Origin of the sequence: Moraxella bovis (assembly GCF_025985205.1) — a bacterium.
GTDB classification, from domain to species: domain Bacteria; phylum Pseudomonadota; class Gammaproteobacteria; order Pseudomonadales; family Moraxellaceae; genus Moraxella; species Moraxella bovis.
In genome coordinates this window covers 798,392-821,562 of sequence record NZ_CP087840.1, presented here as the reverse complement: position 1 = coordinate 821,562, position 23,171 = coordinate 798,392, and the positions used below count along the sequence as shown (strand labels likewise).

Annotated in this window: 18 protein-coding genes, 1 pseudogene and 1 riboswitch; of the genes and pseudogenes, 7 read left to right on the top strand and 12 right to left on the bottom strand. The window is 46.1% G+C overall.

Annotated features, from left to right (window positions below; genetic code table 11):
- Window positions 1–18: 18 nt before the first annotated feature.
- The 3 genes from carB (at window position 19) to LP107_RS04100 (ending at window position 4,485) form a co-directional block, all read left to right on the top strand.
- Window positions 19–3,249, top strand: coding sequence for a carbamoyl-phosphate synthase large subunit (gene carB, locus LP107_RS04110; RefSeq protein WP_078273611.1), 3,231 nt, complete (start codon window positions 19–21; stop codon window positions 3,247–3,249).
- Window positions 3,250–3,310: 61 nt separating this feature from the next.
- Window positions 3,311–3,805, top strand: a complete 495-nt coding sequence (locus tag LP107_RS04105) for a putative molybdenum carrier protein (RefSeq protein ID WP_078273612.1) — start codon at window positions 3,311–3,313, stop codon at window positions 3,803–3,805.
- Between the two features lie 32 nt (window positions 3,806–3,837).
- Entirely contained in the window at window positions 3,838–4,485 is a 648-nt protein-coding gene (locus tag LP107_RS04100) for a DNA-3-methyladenine glycosylase family protein (protein WP_078273613.1), read from the top strand.
- 268 nt (window positions 4,486–4,753) lie between these two features.
- Here the strand turns inward: LP107_RS04100 and LP107_RS04095 are convergent.
- From LP107_RS04095 to thiM, 8 genes and pseudogenes are all read right to left on the bottom strand, one after another.
- Window positions 4,754–5,315: pseudogene (locus LP107_RS04095) on the bottom strand (IS1 family transposase).
- A 270-nt stretch (window positions 5,316–5,585) separates the two neighbouring features.
- Window positions 5,586–8,204: a LysM peptidoglycan-binding domain-containing protein gene (locus tag LP107_RS04090; protein WP_078273676.1), complete on the bottom strand. Its 2,619-nt coding sequence runs from the start codon at window positions 8,202–8,204 to the stop codon at window positions 5,586–5,588.
- Window positions 8,205–8,352: 148 nt separating this feature from the next.
- Window positions 8,353–8,928, bottom strand: coding sequence for a nuclear transport factor 2 family protein (locus LP107_RS04085; RefSeq protein WP_112742497.1), 576 nt, complete (start codon window positions 8,926–8,928; stop codon window positions 8,353–8,355).
- Window positions 8,929–9,044: 116 nt separating this feature from the next.
- On the bottom strand, window positions 9,045–10,280 hold the full coding sequence (locus tag LP107_RS04080; RefSeq protein WP_078273677.1) for an O-succinylhomoserine sulfhydrylase: 1,236 nt from the start codon (window positions 10,278–10,280) through the stop codon (window positions 9,045–9,047).
- Between the two features lie 186 nt (window positions 10,281–10,466).
- Entirely contained in the window at window positions 10,467–11,678 is a 1,212-nt protein-coding gene (gene pncB / locus LP107_RS04075; protein WP_029103255.1) for a nicotinate phosphoribosyltransferase, read from the bottom strand.
- Window positions 11,679–12,100: 422 nt separating this feature from the next.
- A complete protein-coding gene (gene thiE, locus LP107_RS04070) occupies window positions 12,101–12,760 on the bottom strand; it encodes a thiamine phosphate synthase (protein ID WP_078273679.1) in 660 nt (219 codons plus the stop codon).
- Between the two features lie 275 nt (window positions 12,761–13,035).
- A complete protein-coding gene (gene thiD, locus LP107_RS04065) occupies window positions 13,036–13,875 on the bottom strand; it encodes a bifunctional hydroxymethylpyrimidine kinase/phosphomethylpyrimidine kinase (protein ID WP_078273680.1) in 840 nt (279 codons plus the stop codon).
- The gene (gene thiM, locus LP107_RS04060) at window positions 13,872–14,717 is read right to left on the bottom strand and encodes a hydroxyethylthiazole kinase (RefSeq protein WP_264675921.1); all 846 of its coding nucleotides are present in this window, start codon (window positions 14,715–14,717) and stop codon (window positions 13,872–13,874) included. Before thiM ends, thiD begins: the two co-directional genes overlap by 4 nt.
- 63 nt (window positions 14,718–14,780) lie before the next feature.
- Window positions 14,781–14,871: riboswitch (TPP riboswitch) on the bottom strand.
- Window positions 14,872–14,991: 120 nt separating this feature from the next.
- On the opposite strand from thiM, the gene lipB reads away from it, so the two are divergent.
- The 3 genes from lipB (at window position 14,992) to LP107_RS04045 (ending at window position 17,542) form a co-directional block, all read left to right on the top strand.
- Window positions 14,992–15,738 (top strand): lipoyl(octanoyl) transferase LipB, encoded by a 747-nt coding sequence (gene lipB / locus LP107_RS04055; RefSeq protein WP_112742498.1) that lies wholly within the window; start codon window positions 14,992–14,994, stop codon window positions 15,736–15,738.
- 2 nt (window positions 15,739–15,740) lie between these two features.
- On the top strand, window positions 15,741–16,895 hold the full coding sequence (locus LP107_RS04050; RefSeq protein WP_264675922.1) for a hypothetical protein: 1,155 nt from the start codon (window positions 15,741–15,743) through the stop codon (window positions 16,893–16,895).
- Window positions 16,896–17,008: 113 nt separating this feature from the next.
- Window positions 17,009–17,542, top strand: a complete 534-nt coding sequence (locus tag LP107_RS04045) for an inorganic diphosphatase (protein WP_078273684.1) — start codon at window positions 17,009–17,011, stop codon at window positions 17,540–17,542.
- Window positions 17,543–17,643: 101 nt separating this feature from the next.
- Here LP107_RS04045 and rluB read toward each other — a convergent pair whose 3' ends face one another.
- From rluB to LP107_RS04025, 4 genes are all read right to left on the bottom strand, one after another.
- The gene (rluB, locus tag LP107_RS04040; RefSeq protein WP_244893645.1) at window positions 17,644–18,552 is read right to left on the bottom strand and encodes a 23S rRNA pseudouridine(2605) synthase RluB; all 909 of its coding nucleotides are present in this window, start codon (window positions 18,550–18,552) and stop codon (window positions 17,644–17,646) included.
- Between the two features lie 396 nt (window positions 18,553–18,948).
- Window positions 18,949–20,883 carry a molecular chaperone HtpG gene (gene htpG / locus LP107_RS04035; RefSeq protein ID WP_112742500.1) on the bottom strand — a complete coding sequence of 645 codons (1,935 nt, stop codon included), beginning with the start codon at window positions 20,881–20,883 and terminating at the stop codon, window positions 18,949–18,951.
- A gap of 116 nt (window positions 20,884–20,999) precedes the next feature.
- Complete coding sequence (locus LP107_RS04030) at window positions 21,000–21,464, bottom strand: hypothetical protein (protein WP_162860418.1); 465 nt, start codon at window positions 21,462–21,464, stop codon at window positions 21,000–21,002.
- Between the two features lie 216 nt (window positions 21,465–21,680).
- Complete coding sequence (locus LP107_RS04025; protein WP_112742502.1) at window positions 21,681–21,926, bottom strand: PspC domain-containing protein; 246 nt, start codon at window positions 21,924–21,926, stop codon at window positions 21,681–21,683.
- Window positions 21,927–22,094: 168 nt separating this feature from the next.
- On the opposite strand from LP107_RS04025, the gene nadR reads away from it, so the two are divergent.
- Window positions 22,095–23,117 (top strand): multifunctional transcriptional regulator/nicotinamide-nucleotide adenylyltransferase/ribosylnicotinamide kinase NadR, encoded by a 1,023-nt coding sequence (gene nadR, locus LP107_RS04020; RefSeq protein ID WP_264675923.1) that lies wholly within the window; start codon window positions 22,095–22,097, stop codon window positions 23,115–23,117.
- Window positions 23,118–23,171 lie beyond the last annotated feature (54 nt).

Here is a 23,171-nt window from a genome sequence, read left to right as displayed (position 1 = left end):
GCAAGAAGAGAGAACCCTATGCCAAAGCGTACCGACATAAAATCCATTTTAATCATTGGTGCAGGACCAATCGTCATTGGTCAGGCGTGTGAATTTGACTATTCAGGCGCACAAGCGTGCAAAGCCTTGCGTGAAGAGGGCTACCGTGTGATTTTGGTCAATTCCAACCCAGCCACGATTATGACCGACCCGTCAATGGCGGATGCGACCTACATTGAGCCGATTACTTGGCAAACCGTTGCCAAAATCATTGAAAAAGAACGCCCAGATGCGGTGCTACCTACCATGGGCGGACAGACGGCATTGAACTGTGCGTTGGCACTGGACGCAAACGGCGTGCTAAAACAGTACGGATGTGAGCTGATTGGGGCAACCAAAGAAGCCATTGAAAAAGCCGAAGACCGTGAACTATTTGACAAGGCGATGAAAAAAATCGGTCTTGAATGCCCCAAAGCCGACATTGCCGAGACCATGGATGAGGCCCTAGAAATCCAGTCCCGTTTTGGTTTTCCTGTGATTATCCGTCCGTCTTTTACAATGGGTGGTTCGGGCGGTGGCATTGCCTATAATAAAGAAGAGTTTTTGGAAATTTGTCAGCGTGGTTTTGACTTGTCGCCCACTCATCAGCTACTGATTGACGAAAGTCTTATCGGCTGGAAAGAGTACGAAATGGAAGTCGTGCGAGACAAAAACGACAACTGTATCATCGTCTGCTCTATTGAGAACTTTGACCCCATGGGCGTGCATACAGGCGACTCAATCACCGTTGCCCCTGCTCAAACCTTGACCGACAAAGAATATCAGCTGATGCGTAACGCGTCTATCGCGGTTTTGCGTGAGATTGGCGTGGAGACAGGTGGCTCAAACGTGCAGTTTGGTATCAATCCCAAAGACGGTCGCATGGTCGTCATTGAGATGAACCCCCGTGTGAGTCGTTCGTCAGCGTTGGCGTCTAAGGCGACAGGTTTTCCGATTGCCAAAATCGCTGCCAAATTGGCGGTCGGCTACACGCTTGATGAGCTAAAAAATGACATCACAGGCGGTGTTACCCCTGCGTCTTTTGAGCCGTCCATTGACTATGTCGTGACCAAAATCCCACGCTTTAACTTTGAAAAATTCCCACAAGCCGAGCCTGTGCTAACCACGCAAATGAAATCGGTGGGGGAGGTAATGGCAATCGGTCGCAATTTCCAAGAATCCATGCAAAAGGCACTGCGTGGGCTTGAAACAGGGGCGACAGGCTTTGATGAAGTGATGAATTTGGAAGGCAAATCCGCCAACGCCATTGTTTCTGAAATTAAAAACCGCCTAAGTATTGCCACGCCTGAACGCATTTTTTATCTTGCCGAAGCGTTTCGTCATGGATTTAGCGTTGATGAAGTGTTTGAATTAACCAAGATTGACCGTTGGTTCTTGGTGCAAATTGAAGATATTGTTAAGACCGAAAGCAAGATTAAAACGCTAGGCTTTGGCGATTTGACCGCCGAGAATATCCGCACCTTTAAACGTAAAGGCATGAGTGATTTACGCATTGCCACTCTTATGGGCATTAGCCAAAAGCAGTTCCGTAAACAGCGTTGGAGTTTGGGCGTATATCCGATTTATAAACGAGTGGACACTTGTGCTGGCGAATTTGCTTCCAATACTGCCTATATGTATTCAAGCTATGATGATGAGTGCGAGGCACGCCCAACCGACAAAGACAAAATCATGGTCATCGGCGGAGGCCCAAACCGTATCGGACAAGGCATTGAGTTTGACTACTGCTGTGTTCATGCCGCCCTTGCCATGCGTGAAGATGGCTATGAAACCATTATGGTAAACTGCAACCCAGAGACCGTCTCAACCGACTACGACACGTCAGACCGTTTGTATTTTGAGCCGATTACCCTAGAAGACGTGCTAGAAATCGTCCGCACCGAAAATCCTAAGGGCGTGATTGTGCAATATGGCGGACAAACGCCCTTGAAACTTGCACGTAGCCTAGAAGAAGCAGGCGTACCTATCATCGGCACAAGCCCTGATGCGATTGACCGTGCCGAAGACCGTGAGCGTTTCCAGCAGATGATTAACAAGCTAAACCTAAGACAGCCCAATAACAGCATTGTCAAATCGGCCGATGAAGGCATTCGTGAGGCGGTAAAAGTCGGCTATCCGTTGGTTGTGCGTCCGTCCTATGTGCTTGGCGGTCGTGCCATGGAGATTGTCTATAATGAAGACGAACTAAAACGCTACCTGCGTGAGGCGGTGCAAGCGTCTAACGAAGCTCCTGTCCTGCTTGACCGTTTCTTGGACGATGCCATTGAAGTGGACGTAGACTGCGTATCGGACGGCAAAGACGTGGTGATTGGCGGTATCATGCAACACATTGAGCAAGCAGGTGTTCACTCAGGCGACTCGGCATGTTCCATTCCGCCTTATTCGCTAGGGCAAGACATTCAAGACGAGATGAGACGACAAACCATCGCCATAGCAAAAGAGCTTGGCGTGGTCGGTCTTATGAACGTACAATTTGCCGTAAAAGGCGATGAGATTTATATCCTAGAAGTAAACCCGCGCGCGAGCCGTACCGTGCCATTTGTCTCAAAATGCATCGGCACGTCTTTGGCAAAAGTCGCCGCTCGCTGTATGGCAGGGCAGACGTTGGCAGAGCAGAACTTTGTCAGCGAGATTGTGCCAAAACACTTCTCGGTCAAAGAAGCGGTGTTCCCCTTTGCCAAATTCCAAGGCGTAGACCCCATTTTGGGCCCTGAGATGAAATCCACAGGCGAGGTCATGGGCGTGGGTCAGACCTTTGGCGAGGCATATTATAAGGCAACGCTTGGGGCAGGCGACAGACTAACAGGCTTACCACAAGACGGCGAGACCAAAACCGCCTTTATCTCGGTGCGTGATAGCGATAAAGCAGGGGTGGTGGACGTGGCAAAACGTCTGGCAGGCTTTGGCTTTAACATCGTTGCCACAGGCGGTACGCATGACGTGCTTACGGACGCTGGCGTGGCATGTGAGCGTGTCAATAAGGTCAGCGAAGGTCGTCCGCACATCGTGGATATGATGAAAAACGGTCAGATTCATCTTGCCATTAACACCACCGAAGGCAAACAGGCGTTAGAAGACTCCTTCCCAATCCGCCGTGAAGCCTTGCAAAACAAGGTGCTCATCGCAACCACGCTAAACGCAGGGCGTGCGGTGTGTGAAGCCTATGAGACAACATTGCCGTTTAATGTTTATAAATTGCAAGATTTATAATTTGCTCGTATTACAATTAACCGCTATTAGAGATAATGGCGGTTAATTTTTAAGGAACATTATGACTTTTCCAAAAATCATCTCAGGCGGACAAACAGGCGTGGATAGGGGTGCGTTGGACGGTGCGTTATCTCGTGGTATGCCGTGCGGTGGACATTGCCCCGAATACAGGCGAGCCGAAGACGGTATCATTGATGACAAATATCCACTCACGCCCCTAATGGGTGCAGGCTATCGCAAACGCACTCGCCAAAACGTGATAGACAGCGATGCGACTGTGATTATTTACCACGCCCAAATCACCCCAAAAAGTGGCACAGAATTAACCCTAAAAACGTGTATCAGCCAGCATAAACCATATTTACTCATTGATATGAAGGCATTTTCGGTGGACATAGCATCTGATTATCTCATTGATTTTATTGAAAAATATGACATTAAAACGCTAAATTTTGGTGGTTCTCGTGGCTCGGTTGTACCAACCATTCAAGCCTTTACCAAAGAGACCGTTGAACTTGCCATTGATAAATATCTGACAAATAAAGATTTGTGCTAACATAGCGTTTAAATGATTTAAAAAGAAACTCCATGCAAACTTTCCAATACGACAACTCCCATACCGATTATTTAGCCAGTCGTTGCCCCAAAATGGCAATGGCGATTGACAAAATTGGACACATTAACCGCCCTGTCAATCCCGATATTTTTAGCGAGCTGATACGGGCTATCATCGGTCAGCAGATTTCTAACTCCGTCGCTCACACCGTATGGCAACGCTTAATGAACTTAACCGACATCACACCGACTGCCATTGCCAACTTATCGCCTGATGACTTGCAAGGGGTTGGTATATCGTATCGTAAGGTGGACTATATTCAGGGCATTGCGTGCGATATTTTGGACAATCAGTTGGATTTGGATAGCCTGCACACGATGAGCGATGACGAGATAAAACAGGTGCTTGTTGCCTTTAAAGGTGTGGGCGAATGGACGGCACAAATGCTGATGATTTTTAGTCTAAATCGTATGGACGTGTTAAGTCAGCATGATTTGGCGATTGTGCGTGGGCTTAGAATGTTGTACCGTCATCGTGAAATCACACCAAAATTCTTTGCCAAGTACCAAAGACGATTTGCCCCGTACAACTCGGTAGCAAGTCTGTATCTGTGGGCGATTGCAGGTGGGGCGTTGGGTTTGAGCGACCCGAAACCTACCCTTAAAAAAGCCAAATCTTAATTGCCATCATCAGCTCAATTTGTTACAATGTACACTCTGCAACATGAAAAAATGCTACGCTCTCTGTTCATGGCAAGTCTGCCAAACCATAACGGAAGCTGACCTTTCTACAAGCTCAGGGTGAATGATTTTTGTCGTAAAACTTAGGGCGTGCCTGCCCTTTATAACACTATTTACAATGCCAAATATTTTACAAATAAAATAATGTTTTTGCATGAAAAATGGCTATCCGACCACTTAATTTTTTGTCTCTAGCCCAAAAAGTATGCTACACCCACCCATGGTTGATATAATGAAACACCAAGTCAAATGCTTTAAGATGATTGGTTAGGTTTTTAGAGAAACAACACGTTTTTCTAAATGCTCGCCTAACAAAGGCTCTAAGCCTTGTGTTGTTGCCTTCAATACCAACGGTAAAGCGTTTGCCCACTTGTTTGATAGAGTGCTTAAAAGCAACAAGAAAGCTGTCCCAATCATCACAAGCAATTTTGTTAAAACTCATACCTAAACTCATCTATCTTTAAGGTATTGTAATGCTTTTGTCTTGGTTTGATTTGGTGATTACTGTTTGCAAGCACGCTAAATACTTTACCCTTACTGACTTGTTCAAGTATCACAATGTCAGCAATACGACAACCACAAGCTGACATTAAGCGTATTTTGTCATTGATGTAAGATTGACAACCTTTGTCAGTAAGCTGTAAATGATGAACAAACTGTCTATGACAATCTTTGCAAAAATAGCTCTGTTTGCCATAGCTTTCTATGCCATTTTTCTTTATACTAACCGACAGGCAACTTGGGCAAGTAATGGTAATTTGTGTCTTCATAACCGTAAATTACCAACTTTTGTGCAAGTTGTCTTTTTAGTTTTTGTTATAGCATACTTTTTGGATTACTACCTATTTTTAAAATTAAGTTAAAATCTTAAGATTTATCAGATTAAGTGGTCGAATGTTTTTCTTCGTCAAAAACTTGTGATTTCTCTCATTTTTCATTGCAAATACAAAAGGCAAGCACACCCTAATTTTGTTAGCTGCAACTCCTTTGGCAACATAAAACCCCATCTTAATTTTAAGATGGGGTTTTGTTTGGACTGATTATTTATTTGGCACTGTCAAGGTTTGATTGATTTTTAGCTGTGCGTCAGTGCCTAGACCGTTCATCTTGGCAAGCTCTGCCACACTGATGCCAAATTTTTTCGCCACAGAGTTAAGACTGTCGCCCGACTTGACTTTATAAGTATCAGTCAATTTTGGCACTTTAATGGTCTGCCCCCGTTGTAGCTGAGCATTGGCAGGCAGTTTATTGGTCGCTGCCAAATCCCGTGCTGACACACCATATCTACTGGCAAGGGCATTTAAACTCTCGCCTGCTTTTACCGTATAATTTTCGGTAGATTTGATGACGTTGCCACGAGCGGTGTTGTCGGAGTTGTCATTGCGACTGGCTTTATCATCATTCTTAGTTGTCTGACGAGCAACCTTTACTGTACCTGCCGCAGGGATTGTGATAGTTCTGCCACGAATGAGCCCTGCTGTTCTTGATAAGTTATTGGCAGTGGCAAGCTCAACAACGCTAATGCCGTATTTATTTGCCACCGATGTTAGGCTGTCGCCTGATTGGACGGTGTATTTCACCGATTGGTTGTTTAGCTTGCGTTCCACTTGGGCATTGGTGGCAGGTACTTTTATCGTCTGCCCTGCGATAAGTGGCGAGTTGGCATTAAAGCTGTTTAACGCAGCGATGTCGGCATTACTCACGCCCAGTTTTTTGGCGATGGCAGTCAGTGTATCGCCCGACTGGACTTTATAAGTACTGGTATTGGCACTGTTTGATGAACTGGTGTTGCCACTTGATGAGCTTGTACTACCGCTTGATTTGACTGGCGTACCTGATACTTTTAGCTTTTGATTAATCAAAATTCCATCGGTGACTGATAAGCCATTGAGTACTGCTAAGTCCTGCACGCTCATGTTGTATTTTCTTGCCACAGAAGTAAGGCTCTCACCTGACTGGACGGTGTGCGTACTGGTTTTCACTGTCGGCTTGGCAGTATCTTTGGCAACCGTGCTGACTTTACCAGGGATAAGCCATAGGCGTTGTCCTGTCTTCACTTGCGTGTTCGCAGGAATGCCATTATAGCTTGCCAACTGGCTGACACTTAGCCCGTGAGCTACCGCAATGCCTGTCAATGTATCACCTGCCACGACTTTATAACGCTCCGCCTTGGCGGTTATGGTAGGAGCTGTTGAGACAGGTGGGATATATGTGTTATTTGATGGTGCTACCGCAGGTGTGCCTGCACCTGCTGGAGCGTTATAGCTTAGGCTTTTTGTCTCGCCACGAGCTTCTAATACAGATTGCTGGGTTTGGATGGCATTTAGTTCGATGTTACCATCACGGGCAATCGGCTGAATGTTCTCTGTGCTATTGGCTTGAATCTGAGCGGCAATAAAGTCACGCTCTTCTTGGGTAAGTGATGGCTCTTGGATGATGCTGTTATTCACAGTCACGCCTGCACCCGTGGCTGGTAGGGCATTGGCAGAAGCCAACTCTTGACGTGAGCTAGGATTCTGCACACCCATATTCGGCTGTACGTAGCTACTTGCCACGTAGGTGGAAGCACCATAGCCCATGCCTTGCAAGGCTTTTAGCTTTGTATCGGCACTGCTTGGCACGCTATTAGGGATAATCACACGTCCCGGCCCACTGGCATCCACGCTATAATTAATAAGCGATGGGTTAAGCAGTCTTAACTCATCCACTGGTACGCCTGTCACATTTGACACATCATACAGGCTGACACCGAAGTTGGCAGGCACAGCTCTAAAATGGCTGTGGTTGGCGATGGCAGGCAGGTACACGCCATAGCTTTGGGGATTTTTAACAATTTGAGCAACCGCCATAAAGCGTGGCACGTAGTTCATCGTCTCAGTGGGTAGGCGTAGCGACCAATAATCGGTTGGCAGACCTGCATTGCGGTTAGCATCAATGGCTCTTTGAATACGCCCTGGTCCTGCATTATAAGCCCCCAAAGCAAGCTCCCACGAACCGAACTGGTTATACAAACTGGTCAAAAAGTCATACGCCGCTCGGGTCGATTCGATGATGTCACGACGACCATCATAAGTGGTGCTTTGGTTGAGACCATAAATACGCCCAGTACTAGGGATAAACTGCCACAAACCTGCTGCTGCCGCATTGGATGTTGCTGATGGGTCGTAGGAGCTTTCAATGATGGGCAGTAGGGCAAGTTCGGTTGGAATGCCACGACGCTCCGCTTCGGTTACGGTATGATGTAAGTAACGGGATGTACGGGCGGTTAGGCGATTGATGTAGTCTTGACGGCTATAAAACCATGATTTTTGGGCTTCAATGCGTCCATTATTTATCTCGCTCATGCGATAGCCACGACGCACTCTGTCCCACAGATCGCCATAACGCTGCACGGTCAAGGCATCGCCTTCTACCATGGTCATGTCCGTGGCTTGAAGTAGGTCTTCTAACTCATCTAAGGTTGCTTGGTCAAGCACACCTGTATAGACATCGGCAGGGGCATTTGGCGTGCTTGGCGTGCTGACAATGGGTGCATTACCTGTGTTTACGTTGGTGTTATTGGTACTGGCACAAGCAAACAATAATGTTGATGAGACAGCGATGGTCAAGGGTTTAAGACCTGCCATGCCTGCTTTAGAGCCTATGTTAAAAAACGCCATGATAAAATCCTATTAATGATGTGAAATATGCCCGTATTATAATATATCAAGCCCCATCAATCAAACCCAAATATGTTAATGAAAAGGCATGGCATTGCCACATCTCTTTTTTATTTTCAAAAACATGTCATTTTAAAAACCATATAATCTACTCCACAGTAACTTGCGACACCGCTCTAAGTAGCATGGCATTACCGCCGATATAGGACAAAGTTGCCTTAGAATGCGTTCTAAATGTCGTGCGACGACCATCTTTTGTCCAGCTTTCTGTGGTGATGACATTGGCTCGGGCTTGATTGCCCGTGACGACTACATCTGTCGCATTAATACTATAACGATAATCGCTCGCCCCTGCCCATGACTTTTGGAGTAGTTGTAAATATCCATTTTTATCAAGGGTGGTGGTATTGCCTTTGCGGGTCAAGCTGATGACGGCATTATCATCGATAAGCCGTGAGACCATGCCGATATTTTGGGCATTGGCGGCGGTATTTAGACTATTGGCAAAACTTTGTACTGCCGATTCGCTCATGGCGTATGCAGGGGCAGTCATGACCGCTGTCCCCACCAACAGTGCCGAACCAATAACAGGAAGCCATCCACGGCTACGGCGAGCATGACTGATGGGCGTGGTGGTATCGCTCTGCGATTTGCCCTGCCCTTTTTTGTGCCATAGGGTCATCATCAGCCCACCGACAGCAACCACTTTAAGAATTTTTTTCATAAATTAACTTTAAAAAATAAATTTAGCATAAGATAACAGCCCTGCCCTAAGCAAACATGGCTAGTTTGTAATATTTTGTTGCAATTTTGGCAAAAGGCGTGGCTGACCCATGTTTTTTATAACTCATCAAGACCACGCTTTAAATCATTGATGATGTCATTGACATTTTCAAGTCCGACCGATAAGCGAATGAGACCGTCATTCACGCCTGCTTCTACTCGTTGCTCGGGGGTCATGCGAAAATGGGTGGTGCTGGCAGGGTGGGTAATGGTGGATTTGGCATCACCTAAGTTGTTGGTAATGCTGATGACTTGTGTACTGTCAATGACATGCCACGCCTTGTCCTTGTCCGCCACTTCAAAGCCGATAATCGCCCCAAATGCTCCGCCTTGTACGTCTAGGTGCGTGTACTGGGATTTGGCAAGCTCGTGGCTTGGGTGCGTGGGCAATCCTGAAAAATGCACTTTTTGGACATTGGGGTGGCTTGATAAAAATTCGGCAACCCGATTGGCATTGTCGCAATGGGCTTTCATGCGGATTGATAGGGTTTCAAGCCCCTTTAACAGCACCCACGCATTAAAGGGCGACAGGCTAATGCCCCCTGTGCGAATGACAGTAAAGGCTTTTTCCATAAGCTCGTTTGAGCCAACAAGCGCCCCGCCAAGCACACGCCCTTGCCCGTCAATATACTTGGACGCCGAATGAATCACCACGTCCGCCCCAAGCTCCAACGGCTTTTGAATGACAGGGGTGGCAAAGCAGTTATCCACGATAAGCATCGCCCCATTATCATGGGCAAGATTTGCCAAAAATCGCAAATCGGCAATTTGAGCCAGCGGATTGGACGGACTTTCGCAGTACAGAATTTTGGTGTTGTCCTGAATGGCGTTTTGCCATGCGTCATTATCAAAGCAGTCCACATAGCTCACCTCCACACCAAATGAGCGAAAGTAGGTATCAAACAGTGCAACCGATGAACCAAATAACTGCTTAGCACAAAGTAGGTGGTCGCCTGCTTTTAGGTACGCCAAACACATGGTCAAAATCGCCCCCATCCCACTTGCGGTAGCGACACAGCGTTCGCCCCCTTCTAGCAGGGCAAGCCGTCTTTCAAAGGCTCGCACGGTGGGGTTGGTGTGGCGTGAATAGACATTGCCTTTTTTTGTGCCGTCAAAATGGTCGGCGGCGTCTTTGGCGGACTTGTAAACATAACTACTGGTGGTAAAAATCGCCTCGCCATGCTCGCCCTCGTCCGTGCGATGATAACCGCCACGGATTGCCAAGGTCTCTTCAAAAAATCCCAAAGTCGGGTCTAGGGCATCGGATTGCCAGTTGGGGTCTAGGGTGGTCATGATTTTCCTGTTAAGTTTAATGCTAAAATGATTGGTGTGCCATACACACCCATTGATAGTGCGTTAGTATAGCATAATCCTGCAAACTTGGGGCGGTGGCGTGATAAAAAGGAAATGGCAAACATCAACCCCAACCATTTACGATTTATATTTTAAAAACAAAAGGGGCATAACACCCCTTTTTTATCACTCTTTTACCTCAAACACCTGCTTTAAATATGCCAGATACGTATCATCATCAATCATCGTCTTACCAGGGCTATCGGAGAGTTTGGCGACAGGTTGCCCGTTGCATTCCACAAGTTTTAGCACGATATTAAGCTGGGTGAGTCCCATGTCGTTGGTGAGATTGGTGCCGATACCAAAGCCTGTTTTGATACGGGTTTTAAAATATTCATGCAAATCCCACGCCTTTTGGAGTGTCAAGCCGTCGCTAAACGTCAGGCTTTTGGTTTTGGGGTCAATGCGTAGCTTCTCATAATGGGCAATCGCCTTGTCGCCCCACTCGTACGGATCGCCTGAATCGTGGCGAAGTCCGTCAAAGAGCTTAGCAAAATACAAATCAAAATCTCTTAAAAATGCGTCCATGCCCACAACGTCCGTCAAGGCAATGCCCAAATCACCCCGATATTCACGCACCCACGCCTCCAACGCCGCCTTTTGGCTGTCTCTTAGGCGTACATCTAGAGCTTGAAAGGCTTGCATAAACTCATGAGCCATTGTGCCGATTGGGGTCAGACCCAGCTCTTTGGCAAGATAGACGTTGCTCGTCCCCCGAAAAATACTGGGCGATGCCTTGGCAAGCGTCCGCACCACATGATAATGCCAGTCTCGGCTATAACGGCGACGTGTGCCAAAATCCGCCACGGCAAAGGCGGGATTGTGCACGTCTGAGCGTTCTAGCATTTCATAATGTTTTAAAATTTGCACCTTTTCATCAAGGCGTTTTTGCCCGTCTGTTAAGGCGTTGGGGTCGGCTAGGCGTTCGTAATAGAGCTGATTGACAATGGATAACACAAAAATTTCAAAAAACATCGCCTGAATCATCGCCCCTTCAATCTCAATATTTAGGCGGTTTTCATCGTCCGTCCAGACCTTGATAAATCGGCGTTTTAAGGCAAATAATTCTAAATAATCCACAAAATCAGGCTTAATAAACCGCAAATTTCTCAGATAATCCAGCTCATCTTGCTTAAATTTTAGGGTACAAAGCAGGTCAAGCTGATGCTCCAAATCATCCTTAATCTCGCCCAAGGGGAACGCCAATTTGTCGTTGTTGCGACAGCGAAAGCGGTACACGCCATGCGTTTGGGGGAATTGATGAAGCATGGCTTGGAGCATGGTAAATTTGTATAAGTCATTATCCAGTAATGACGTGATGATTGGCGTGTGGGTCATGAGTTTTCCAAAAAGAAGTTTGGGGTATGATAGCAAATTTTTGAGGGAATGGGGGAAATTGGCGGGATTTATTTTGTTATACAATTGATTTTGGTGATTTTAATTAACCATATTTTTGGATTAATTTGTAGGAGTAAATTACATTTGCCCTGTGAAATATTGTCGTTTTGGGCGAATGTAATTCACCCCTACGATTTAAAATATTAAATAAATCAATAAGTTGAATGGTAAGGTGCGTACCACGCACCTTTTAAATAGAAGCTCTTATTGGTGCGTAATACGCACCTTACTGTCATCGGTGTATTTTGAAGTTAAATGATTATAAAATCGCAAACAATCAATAAGTTAATTTCAAGTTAAGATTGATATTTTGTCATAAAGCAATACGCCCCAATTTGCAATGACAAACGCCATACGATTGATCACACCCCCTTTAACGTCCCTACCACCGCCCCCATATCGTCCGCACGGGCAATCACCGACACACACGCCACACCGTCCGCCCCATTGGCACGCGCAGGGCTTGCGTTGGTCGTGTCAATCCCACCAATGGCGACAAGTGGACGATTGCCAATCATCGCTCGCACCTGCCCCACCATATCCACGCCCACCGCACGCCCAGCGTCCGCCTTTGAGCATGTGTCAAACACCGCCCCAATCGCCAAATAATCCGCCAAATCATACCCCACGCTGACCCTTATCTCATCAAGCGAGCTGTGCGACAAACCCACAAACGCACGTCCACGGCAGAGCCTTGCCACGTCAAAAATATCCATGTCCGTCTGCCCCACATGAACGCCGTCCGCCCCAATGTCAAGGCACAGATGAACGTCATTGTTAATCACAAACGGCACGCCATATTGACGGCATAACGCTTGGCAATCTTGTGCAAGCTGTTTAATCTCATCAGGGCAAGTTAGGGCGTTGTCGCCTTTTTCACGAAATTGATAGCAAGTAATTCCTGCATCAAGAGCGGATTTTAGCACCGCAAGCAATCGCTGTTGGGGTGTGGGTTCGTCTCGGTGCGTGCAGTCTTGTGTGCCTGCGACAAAATAGACGGATAGGATTGATTTATCAAACATGAGGGGGTCTTTTTTTGGGGGTTAATGTGATGATTGTAAGTGTGTAATATGCACTTTTTTATACTGAAATTACCACAAATTCAATGATGTATCGGTGTAGGGGCATGCTGAGCACGCCCTGTAAAATCTTTGTATCGTCAAGGGCGTGTGCAACACGCCCCTACAACCCAAAAATAATTATCAGATAATCAATAAGTTATCATTTTAAATTGAAATAAATGATTATCGGTGTATGGTACGCACCTTGCGATTTTAAAATTTACCAATCATTTTATCTATACCCCGCCTTCCCAAAATGCCCAATGATTGACCGCCCCATGTCCGTGTCCGATGTTGGGGGCGGTGCTAATTGCCTGACTGATTAAGCGTTTGGCGGTATGAATCGCATCTGCCACGCTCGCCCCCTTGGCAAGCTCTGCCGTGATACACGCCGAGAACGTACACCCTGTGCCGTGCGTGTTTTTGCTGTTGGTGCGCACGCTTTGTACTTGCCAAATGTCGCCCGTCTCATCAAGCACATAATCTATGCATATGGTACTTTGGAAGTTTTGGCTGTGTCCGCCCTTGATGATGACTGTCTTTGCCCCCATGCCTTGTAAGGCGTACAGGGCTTGCCTTATATCATCATCACACGCTATCGTCATGCCTGTTAGCACTTCGGCTTCTGGTAGGTTGGGCGTGATGATGTCGGTTAGGGGAATAAGCCGTTTTAGACTGTCCGTTGCGTTGTCATCAAGCAAGGCGTGTCCGCCTTTGGCAATCATCACAGGGTCAAGCACCACTTGCCTAAACGGACGATTTTGTAGAAACCGCCCCACCGTATCAATGATGTCGGACGTGCCAAGCATACCGATTTTGCACGCCCCAATCTCAAAATCGTCCCGAATGGCGACAAGCTGGGCTCTAATATGGTCGGTCGGCAGATGATGAATGCCCCATACGCCTTGGGTGTTTTGAGCGGTTGTGGCGGTCAGTACACTTGTACCAAATACACACCTTATGGCAAAGGTCTTTAAATCCGCCTGCATGCCTGCCCCACCGCCAGAGTCCGACCCTGCAATACTAAGAGCTTGGGCGGGGCGATTGGTGCGTGGGTGGGTGTGGACATATCTCATGCCTTTTCTCCCACAAATTTGATACGATTTGCAATCTCATCGGGGCTAATACCGCCTAATTTGTCCAAGAATTGATACATAAACATACCGCTTTGGCTTGACAATAAGCCTTCACAGGCAAGCTCGCCTGCAATGGCAAACGTGGCACAGGCATTGACCGCCCCCACCAAATACCGCTCACGGCCTGCCACCGCCAAAAACGCCCCAACCACGGCACTTAGCAGACACCCTGTGGCGGTAACTTTGGGGAGTAGTGGCGTACCATTGGCAAGGGCGACCACCTGCGTGCCGTCTGAGATGTAGTCGATCTCGCCTGTCAAAATGGCAATGGTGCGATATTTGCTCGCAACCGCTTGGCAAATACTCGCCAAATCCGCATCGCCACGCCCAGCATCCACACCTTTGGCTTGCCAGTTCGCCCCTGCCAAAAACGCAAGCTCGCCTGCGTTGCCACGAATGGCATCAAATTGCACGACTTGGCTAATCTGACAAATGGTAGATTGGCGTAAAGTGCTTGCCGACACCGCCACAGGATCTAGCACCACAGGAATGCCATGGGCGTTGGCGGTTTGCCCTGCAATAATCATGGCGGACGTTTTGGGGTCGGACGGCGTACCGATATTTAGCACAACGGCACTGCTGATTTTGGCAAGCTCCGCCATCTCCAAAGGCGACTCTGCCATCATGGGGGATGCACCAACAGCAAGCAGTCCATTGGCGGTAAAATTGGCGGAGACCAGATTTGCAATGTTGTGAATTAGGGGGTTTTGCTTGCGGACTTCGTCGATTAAGTCTAGGGGAATTTGGTCTGGGAAGAGTGGATTTTTGGTAACTTTGGTCATGGGTTTTTCCTTTTTAAGATTAAAAAAGCACAGTCAAAACCCACACCAAAAAAGTGTGTTGCTCGTCAATTTTTATCAATTTCCTACGCCAGTTTTAACTGTATCAGGTTCACGGGTATCATCTCAGCCATAAATAGCACCCCGATTGATAAGCAAGATTATAACAAAAGGGTAAAGGGTGTGCAAGCAGTTAAAAATGGTTAAAATGGTTAAAATGGTTTTTATTTTTAACAAAATGGCGTAAAATAGTCCTTATTTTGACCATTTAAAAGCCATGACCCTAAACCTACCCCACCTAGACCTTACCCCCTTACAATGGGACAACTTACACACCACCACCCACCCCCATGCCGAATATAACGCCACGCATGATGATATGCTTGCTCGCATTTTGTCTCGCATTGACGACAAAAAGGCTGACAAAGCCTGCCCTGATGAGCTGTGGATTGTGGAACACCAAGACGTCTATACGCTAGGACAAGCGGGCAAAGAAGAACATATTCTCTACAAAACCGACACCCCAATCATCAAAACCGACAGGGGCGGACAGGTAACGTGGCATGGCGTGGGGCAACTTGTGGTGTACTGGCTGTGGGATTTGCACCGACTTGGCATGGGCGTGCGAGACCTAGTCAGCCACGCCGAGCAAGCCATAGAAGACGTGGTTGGCGAATACCTACCGCCCGATTTGACCGCTAAGGCTCGCCGTGATGCCCCTGGGGTGTATATTTACAACACAAATGGCGATATGCTTGGCAAAATCGCAAGTCTAGGCTTTAAAATCAAACAAGGGCATAGTTATCACGGCATTGCCATTAACCTTGTCAATGATTTGACCGCCTTTAATGCCATCAACCCTTGTGGCTATGCAGGCATGGCAATGGTGAATCTGTCGCAATTTGGCAAATTTGATGAGAGCCAAACGCACGAATTTATTCATAAATTTATCAGTAATATTCAAAAAAGACACAGCGGACAAATCGCCCTAAGACCCATAAATGAGCCAATACCGAGCAAATAAACATGAAATACCCATTAACAATTATCACAATCACCCTATTGTCCTTGACCGCTTGCGACAACAAACCCAACAGCCCACCTACCCCAAACACCAAGCCACACCAAGCCGAACAGACCTTTGTGGACGCCACCCCTAGATCGCCCACGCCAGTCGCCCAAAGCACCAACCCCCAAGCGATTGATTGCCAAGCCATTACCAACACACTAAATGCCATTGACATCAATAGTCAAATAGATGACTTTGATCAGGCAGATAAACTATTAAATCACTGCCTACCGACTGCCGACAACACCACCCAAATCAAGTGGGCGACACAGTATCAGCTTGCTTATCAGCGTTTTTTATCCTTTTGGCAAGGTGATACATTTTTGCTTGATGATACAGAATTTGACCAGTTAAATCAGGTCATGTACGACATTCATTATAACAAAAAGTACAACGAATCCGACATCGCCACACTACACCCAAAAGCCCAATATTTCATCAAGCAAGTCAAACAAAATAAGCTAAAAATAGCAGACTACTGCGAAGGGGAATTTGACTTTGTCAATGATTATCAAGCATTTGCCAAGCTGTTTACGCCCCATTTGCCAAAAGACCAAGCAGTCATGATTGAGCGACTTGCCAGCGACAACCAAGAGCCACTATGGTGCGATGCAGGTCTTAGCATTTCATTAGATGAGCTTATCGAGCGGGCGTTATTTTGGCAAGATTATCAAAAGATGTATCCGCAGAGTGTATTTATTGATGATGCCAAACGGTTATCGTTATTTTATGAATATTTGTTATTTTTTGGCTCAGACAATACACGTTGGCTAAACGATGATAAAACCAAATTTATCACCTACATCAATGAAAATGATGAGACATTCACAGACGAAGCAAGCTTTGTCAAACTTGCCAAACATGACAGCGAACTTGGCAAAAAAGCCCAAGCCTTTCTGGCATTTATCGCCACACCAACAGATGAGCGAGACGATAAATATCCCATAAATCCTGCCAATCTTGACAAACGCCACCTTGATGACCCAAGTCAAATTGAAGATTGGGAGCGGGCAACCTTACAACTCATGACCGCCTTAGACAAAACAAAAGTGGACACTCCAAGCTGTATCAGTACCCCCATTTGCCTGCCTGATACATCAGATAAGCCTTGATAATATGCCATTATCCACAAGCAATATGCAAAAACATCATAAATTGATGATTGCACTTGGGCGGATTTAATATTACAATGGCACACCTTTTTTAATCCCCATCGGAGAATTTTATGGTAGATTTTAACAAAATCCTAGATGCAGGCGACGTGGACGCAGGCGAGATTAATGTGGTCGTGGAAATCCCTACTGGCTCAAACCACAAAATCGAATGGAACCGCAAATTGGCGTGCTTTGAGCTTGACCGTGTTGAGCCTACCACCTTTGCCAAACCTTGCAACTATGGCTTTATTCCCCAAACGCTAGACGAAGACGGCGATGAGCTAGACGCACTTATCCTAACCGAACAGCCATTGACCACGGGTATTTTCCTAAAAGCCAAAGTGATTGGCGTGATGAAATTCGTCGATGACGGCGAAGTGGATGACAAAGTCATCGTGGTGCCTGCCGATGACCGCAATAACGGCAACGCCTACAACAGCCTTGATGATTTGCCACCACAGCTTCTCAAACAGCTAGAATTTCACTTCAATCACTACAAGGATTTGAAAAAAGCTGGCACCACCAAAGTAGAAGGCTTTTTTGATGTCGCCACCGCCAAAGAAGTGATTAAAGAAAGCCAAAAACGCTGGGTAGAAGAAGCGTGATTAACGACTTGCAGATGATAACCTTGTAAATTATCGCTCATAAAAAACGCCCGAATGCCATAAAAAGTATTCGGGCGGTTTGGCGATAAAGGCATAATAATTTACACTTTATAAAACTTCGCCTTGCCAAACGCAGGGGCTTGCCCTCCTTTACGTTCGCTTCTGCCTTGTCTGTCATCGGCTCTTTTTCGCTCGCTTTTGCCTTTTTGGGTGCGTTTTTGGCGAACTTCACGAGCAGGCAAGGGTTTTTTATGGATGCGGGCTTGTTTTTCTTTGGCAGATGTGTTTAGTCCCGTACCTTGGCGAGAACGCAGACCTACCGATGAGACAAGGGCATCAATGGCTTTGGCATCAAGCTCAATAAACCGCCCTGTTTTTAGCTCTTTGGGCAATATCATGGTGCTATAACGGGTGCGAATCAGGCGTGAGACTTTAAGCTCTTGGGACTCAAACATACGGCGAACTTCACGCTTGCGACCTTCTTTGATGGTGACGTGATACCATTTATTCACGCCCATGCCACCGCCTTCTTTGATGTCATCAAAGCGTGCCATGCCGTCTTCCAACTCAACGCCACGGGTCAGATTTTGGGCAATCTCTGGGGTAACTTCGCCAAGCACACGTACGGCGTATTCACGCACCACTTCGCTAGATGGGTGCATGAGACGATGAGCCAGCTCGCCATCATTGGTAAACAGTAGCAGACCTGATGAGTTAATATCTAGCCTGCCGACCATCACCCATCTGTCGCCTGTCAGCTTGGGCAGACGGTCAAACACCGTGGGGCGACCCTCGGGGTCGGACATGGAGCAAATCTCGCCTTCGGGCTTATAGTAGGCGATGACACGGCGACGTTTCTCACGTTCGGCTTTAAGACGTACCAGTCGCCCGTCGATACGAATCTCATCACTCACTCTGGCTCTATCACCCAGCGTTGCAGTTTTGCCGTTGATGGAGATTCGTCCTGTTTTGATGATTTCTTCTAACTGACGACGTGAACCCAAGCCCATGCGTGCTAGGAGTTTTTGCAGTTTTTCACCTTGGGGTTTGGCGGTATCTGTATGGGTGTCTGCGGATAATTCGGTGGTGTGGAGGGTATTCATGATGTGTTCCTGTATGGGGAGTTTAACATTTCACAATGTTATTAATATGTTAGGGCGCACCTGCCCTTACAACACTTTTAAAATTTAGAAATATTGTAAAGATAAAATGATGTTTTTGCATGAAAATGGCTAAATCTTGTTTTTCATTGCAAATACCAAAGGCAGGCACGCCCTAAGCAACAACTTGCTTAAAAAGATGAACAGTCATTATACCATAGTTTTGCCATATAAAGGTATTTACTTTGTACCCACAAAAATACCCCGTCAAAAAACAGGGTATTTTATAAAAAAGTATTAAAGCGATTACTTCAAAAGCAATTTGTTAATCCGCTTTAAATACCCCGCAGGGTCATCAGGCTGTCCGCCATCTGCTATCAAGGCTTGGTCAAAGATAACTTCGGCTAGGTCATCAAAATCGCCACTGCTCTCTAAACGTGCAATCAGCGGGTGCGTGGGGTTAATTTCCAGAGTTGGCTTGACGTCAGGCACAGGCTGTCCCATGGCTTTTAGCATTTGAGCCATTTGTGGGGTCAGCTCGCCATCGCCCACGACAAGGCAGGCAGGAGAATCCACCAAACGGCTCGTTACTCGCACGTCTTTGGCTCGTCCGCCAAGCACCCCTTTTAGGCGTTCTACCACAGGTTTGAAGGCTTCTTCTTGTTTTTTGACTTCTTCTTTTTCAGCGTCATCGGTCAAATCACCCAAATCCACCGCCCCTTTGGCGATATTTTGTAGGGGCGTGCCGTCAAATTCGGTCAAGAAGTTCATCGCCCATTCGTCCACTTTTGAAGTCATCAAGATAACTTCAATGCCTTTTTTGTTAAACAGCTCTAACTGTGGGCTGTTTTTGGCAGAGACTAGGTTTTCGGCTGTCAGATAATAAATTGCCTTTTGACCGTCTTTCATGCGTGCCTTGTAGTCAGCAAAGCCAGTCTCAACGCTGTCATTTGTGCTTGTGGCATAGCGGAGCAGTTTGGCGATACGCTCTTGGTTGGCTTTATCTTCGCCCAAGCCTTCTTTGATGACATCGCCAAACTCTTTGTAAAAGTCGGCAAATTTGGCTTGTTTGGCTTCATCTTCGCTATTAGCTAGGCTTGCCAACAGGGTCAGCACACGGCGGGCGTTGCCTTCACGAATAGATTTGACATCACGAGACTCTTGCAAAATCTCACGGCTTACGTTCAGCGGTAAATCAGCACTGTCAATCACACCCTTGACAAAACGCAGGTACATGGGGAGAAGCTGTTCGGCATCGTCCATGATAAACACACGCTTGACATAGAGTTTTAGCCCACGTTGCTGTTCACGGGCGTATAGGTCAAATGGGGCTTTGTTGGGGATATATAGGAGCTGAGTGTACTGCACACGCCCTTCGACTCGGTTGTGCGTCCAAGTCAGTGGCTCATCAAAATCATAGCTTACGGTTTTATAAAACTCGCTGTACTCATCATCGCCAATCTCGCTTGGCGTGCGTGTCCATAGGGCGGACGCTTTGTTAATGGTTTCCCATTCGTCCGTCAAAATCATCTCGCCATTTGGTACAGGGGCGTTCTCGTCCTGCTCGGCATCTTCTTGCCACACTTCTTTACGCATTTGAATGGGGAGACTGATGTGGTCAGAATATTTGCTTACGAGCGACTTGATTTTGTAGCGGTCAAGGTAGCTGTATTCGCCGTCTTCACGCTCCACAAATTCATCTTTTAGGTGCAAAGTAATGGAAGTGCCACGGGTAGGCTTGTCAATGGTTTCGGTCGTAAATGAACCTGTACCGTCCGATACCCAGCGTACACCTTGACTACTTGGCTCGCCAGCTTTACGAGTTTCTACCGTGATTTTGTCCGCCACGATAAAGCCTGAGTAAAAGCCCACGCCAAACTGTCCGATAAGGTTGCCGTCTTTTTTGTCAGCGTCTGAGAGTTTATCCAAAAAGGCTTTGGTGCCTGATTTAGCAATCGTGCCTAAGTTGTCAATCACGTCCGCTTCGTTCATGCCAATGCCATTATCACTGATGGTCAAAGTCTTGGCATCTTTGTCAATCTCAATTTTAATGGCAAGCTCGCCATCATTTTCATAAAGACTGTCATCACTGGTTGCCAAAAAGCGTAATTTGTCGCAAGCGTCAGAGGCGTTAGACACCAGCTCACGGACAAAAATATCAGGATTTGAGTACAGTGAGTGCGTTACAAGGTGCAGAAGCTGATTAACTTCGGTTTCAAAGGTATGGTTTTTTACAGTCATAAAAATATCCTGCTAATGAAAATTAACAGGATAAAAATAGGGATAAGGGCGAATTTTTCAAGGTCGAAATTATTGGACTTTTCTTGGCATGTCTTTTTTTCTGCTCTTTCGCTTGCTTACTCTTTCAAATTGAGCAAGTCGCATTTCGGCACGGACTCAAACATTGCTCTTAGCAGTTCATCGTTAGCAAACCAAGTTTTACCAATATCACCACCATCGTTATATTTGGCAAATACAGTCATATACTGTGCGTAGTCCGCCTTGTCATACTCATCAAGGTTTATAAAACGGATAAAATCGCCATTGCCTGCACGCAACTCCTTAAACATCTCTTGACCGAGCGGTGTGTCAAAAAAATCATCCATGAGTTGTCGTTCGTGTTCGGTCAAAAACCCATCAATGTGCTTGACTGCCAACTCATCCAAAATGGGTTTGAGTATGTCGCTCACGCATTGCTGTTTTTTGGCATCCACGCCATTAAAGCTTTCCACCACAGATTCTGCCATTGCCCCATTAAATACAAGTTTGGTAAAATCAGCGGTCGCCCCTGTATAAGCAAACACCTGAGTTGAAAATATCAAACATGCGCCCAAAAGATATTTTTTCATGCAACCTCTCTGTAAATAGGCTTGTTATAAATGGGTTTTCCCCAAATTACATAGATGCAAGGAAATCATCGTAGGTAGATAGGTATGATGCACCTGATGGTTTTTTTAAAACATAACACATCATACCACAAATCATATTACCTTCATACAACAAAGCACCAGTAGCCTCTTTGTATCATATAAAACTGCTTAGCGCACCTGTCGATATTCTGCATTTGGTACATACGAATCTGCGGTCGCCTTTGGCATGACTATCCACAGGATAAAGTAGATAAGCACCCCTGGCACGGCAGCACTGGCGACCGAGATGACGACAAACAGAAGTCGCACCATCGTGGGCGACCAACCCAAGTACTCTGCGATACCGCCCATCACGCCTGCTATCATGCGGTGATGACGTGAACGATGTAATTTATATAATTTTGCTTGTGCCATGATAAAACCTTATTTGTTACTTTTATTTACTATTACCTTCACAAATTTGCGTATAATATAAATAAAATTGGTTGAAAAGAATGTTTAAGATAACAGCCAACACCATGATTTTCAAGCAATTTTACTCAATCTTACGATTTTCACTTAACATTACAAAAAGGTGACATAATGAACACAGGCATTCTCATCGGACATTTTGAGCCTTTGCATTTAGGGCATTTGGCAGACATCAATCACGCCTCAGGGCAAGTGGATACCTTGCACATCGTGGTATTGCCCAAAGATGGTGGCAGTCCCTTTAAGCCCACTTTGCAAGATAAAGCCCGAGCCGTGCAAGTAGCGTGTGAGTTTTTTGGGTTTATTAAAGTGCATACGGCTGATGGTTTAAATTTGACTGATTTAAATAGGCAAACTTGGGCTTATGATGAGCCAAACTCTGATACATCGCTGATTGATGTGATTATTACCGCCTTACAAACCAATGACACACCCAAGCTATTTATCAAATCATTTGCCAAAAATAATCTTTTAAATAGCCAAACCTATCAAACCGCCCTATTACCCGATAATTCTTATAATAGCACCGCCATTTATCAAAATCCCATTGCCCATTTTCACGCCATTGCCCCGTCCGCCAAACAAAACTACACTAAAACCGTCTGTATCGTGGGTGGTGAAAGCTCGGGCAAAACCACGCTTGTGCATAAACTTGCCAATCATTATGGGGCAAATTTTGTCTTAGAAATGGGGCGACTCTACACCCACAGCGATTTGGGTGGTACAGAGATTGGATTACAGTACAGCGATTATCCTGTTATCGCCAATCAGCATTATTTGGTAATTCAAAACGCCCTAAAAAACGCGATTAGCCCCATTACCATTATTGATACCGATTTTATTACCACACAAGCCTTTTGTGAAACGTATGAAAATCGCACTCATCCTTTATTAACGGCATTTTGTGAAAATGTCAAAATGGATTATACCATTATGCTTGACAATAATGTCAAATGGGTCGCAGACGGAATGCGGTCATTAGGCTCGGATGATGAACGCAGTGCTTTTTCAAAGACGCTCATGAGATTATTTGACAAACATCAAATTACCCCACATATTATTAACAATAAAGACTATCACGACAGATATTTATCGGCGGTAGCATTTATTGATGCTGTTATTTTTAAAAAATGATTTAAAACACCATCACCTTGGCAATTTAAGTCCAAAAAAATCGGGGACATGCCC

Excerpts from the sequence above, each read along its gene's own strand:
- LP107_RS04045 (WP_078273684.1), top strand. The coding sequence starts at position 17,009 with ATGGTAGATTTTAACAAAATCCTAGATGCAGGCGACGTGGACGCAGGC.
- nadR (WP_264675923.1), top strand. The coding sequence starts at position 22,095 with ATGAACACAGGCATTCTCATCGGACATTTTGAGCCTTTGCATTTAGGG.
- LP107_RS04105 (WP_078273612.1), top strand. The coding sequence starts at position 3,311 with ATGACTTTTCCAAAAATCATCTCAGGCGGACAAACAGGCGTGGATAGG.
- thiE (WP_078273679.1), bottom strand. The coding sequence starts at position 12,760 with ATGTTTGATAAATCAATCCTATCCGTCTATTTTGTCGCAGGCACACAA.
- LP107_RS04085 (WP_112742497.1), bottom strand. The coding sequence starts at position 8,928 with ATGAAAAAAATTCTTAAAGTGGTTGCTGTCGGTGGGCTGATGATGACC.
- LP107_RS04090 (WP_078273676.1), bottom strand. The coding sequence starts at position 8,204 with ATGGCGTTTTTTAACATAGGCTCTAAAGCAGGCATGGCAGGTCTTAAA.
- LP107_RS04100 (WP_078273613.1), top strand. The coding sequence starts at position 3,838 with ATGCAAACTTTCCAATACGACAACTCCCATACCGATTATTTAGCCAGT.
- carB (WP_078273611.1), top strand. The coding sequence starts at position 19 with ATGCCAAAGCGTACCGACATAAAATCCATTTTAATCATTGGTGCAGGA.
- LP107_RS04050 (WP_264675922.1), top strand. The coding sequence starts at position 15,741 with ATGAAATACCCATTAACAATTATCACAATCACCCTATTGTCCTTGACC.
- lipB (WP_112742498.1), top strand. The coding sequence starts at position 14,992 with ATGACCCTAAACCTACCCCACCTAGACCTTACCCCCTTACAATGGGAC.
- pncB (WP_029103255.1), bottom strand. The coding sequence starts at position 11,678 with ATGACCCACACGCCAATCATCACGTCATTACTGGATAATGACTTATAC.
- thiM (WP_264675921.1), bottom strand. The coding sequence starts at position 14,717 with ATGACCAAAGTTACCAAAAATCCACTCTTCCCAGACCAAATTCCCCTA.
- htpG (WP_112742500.1), bottom strand. The coding sequence starts at position 20,883 with ATGACTGTAAAAAACCATACCTTTGAAACCGAAGTTAATCAGCTTCTG.
- LP107_RS04080 (WP_078273677.1), bottom strand. The coding sequence starts at position 10,280 with ATGACCACCCTAGACCCCAACTGGCAATCCGATGCCCTAGACCCGACT.
- LP107_RS04025 (WP_112742502.1), bottom strand. The coding sequence starts at position 21,926 with ATGGCACAAGCAAAATTATATAAATTACATCGTTCACGTCATCACCGC.
- thiD (WP_078273680.1), bottom strand. The coding sequence starts at position 13,875 with ATGAGATATGTCCACACCCACCCACGCACCAATCGCCCCGCCCAAGCT.
- rluB (WP_244893645.1), bottom strand. The coding sequence starts at position 18,552 with ATGGGCTTGGGTTCACGTCGTCAGTTAGAAGAAATCATCAAAACAGGA.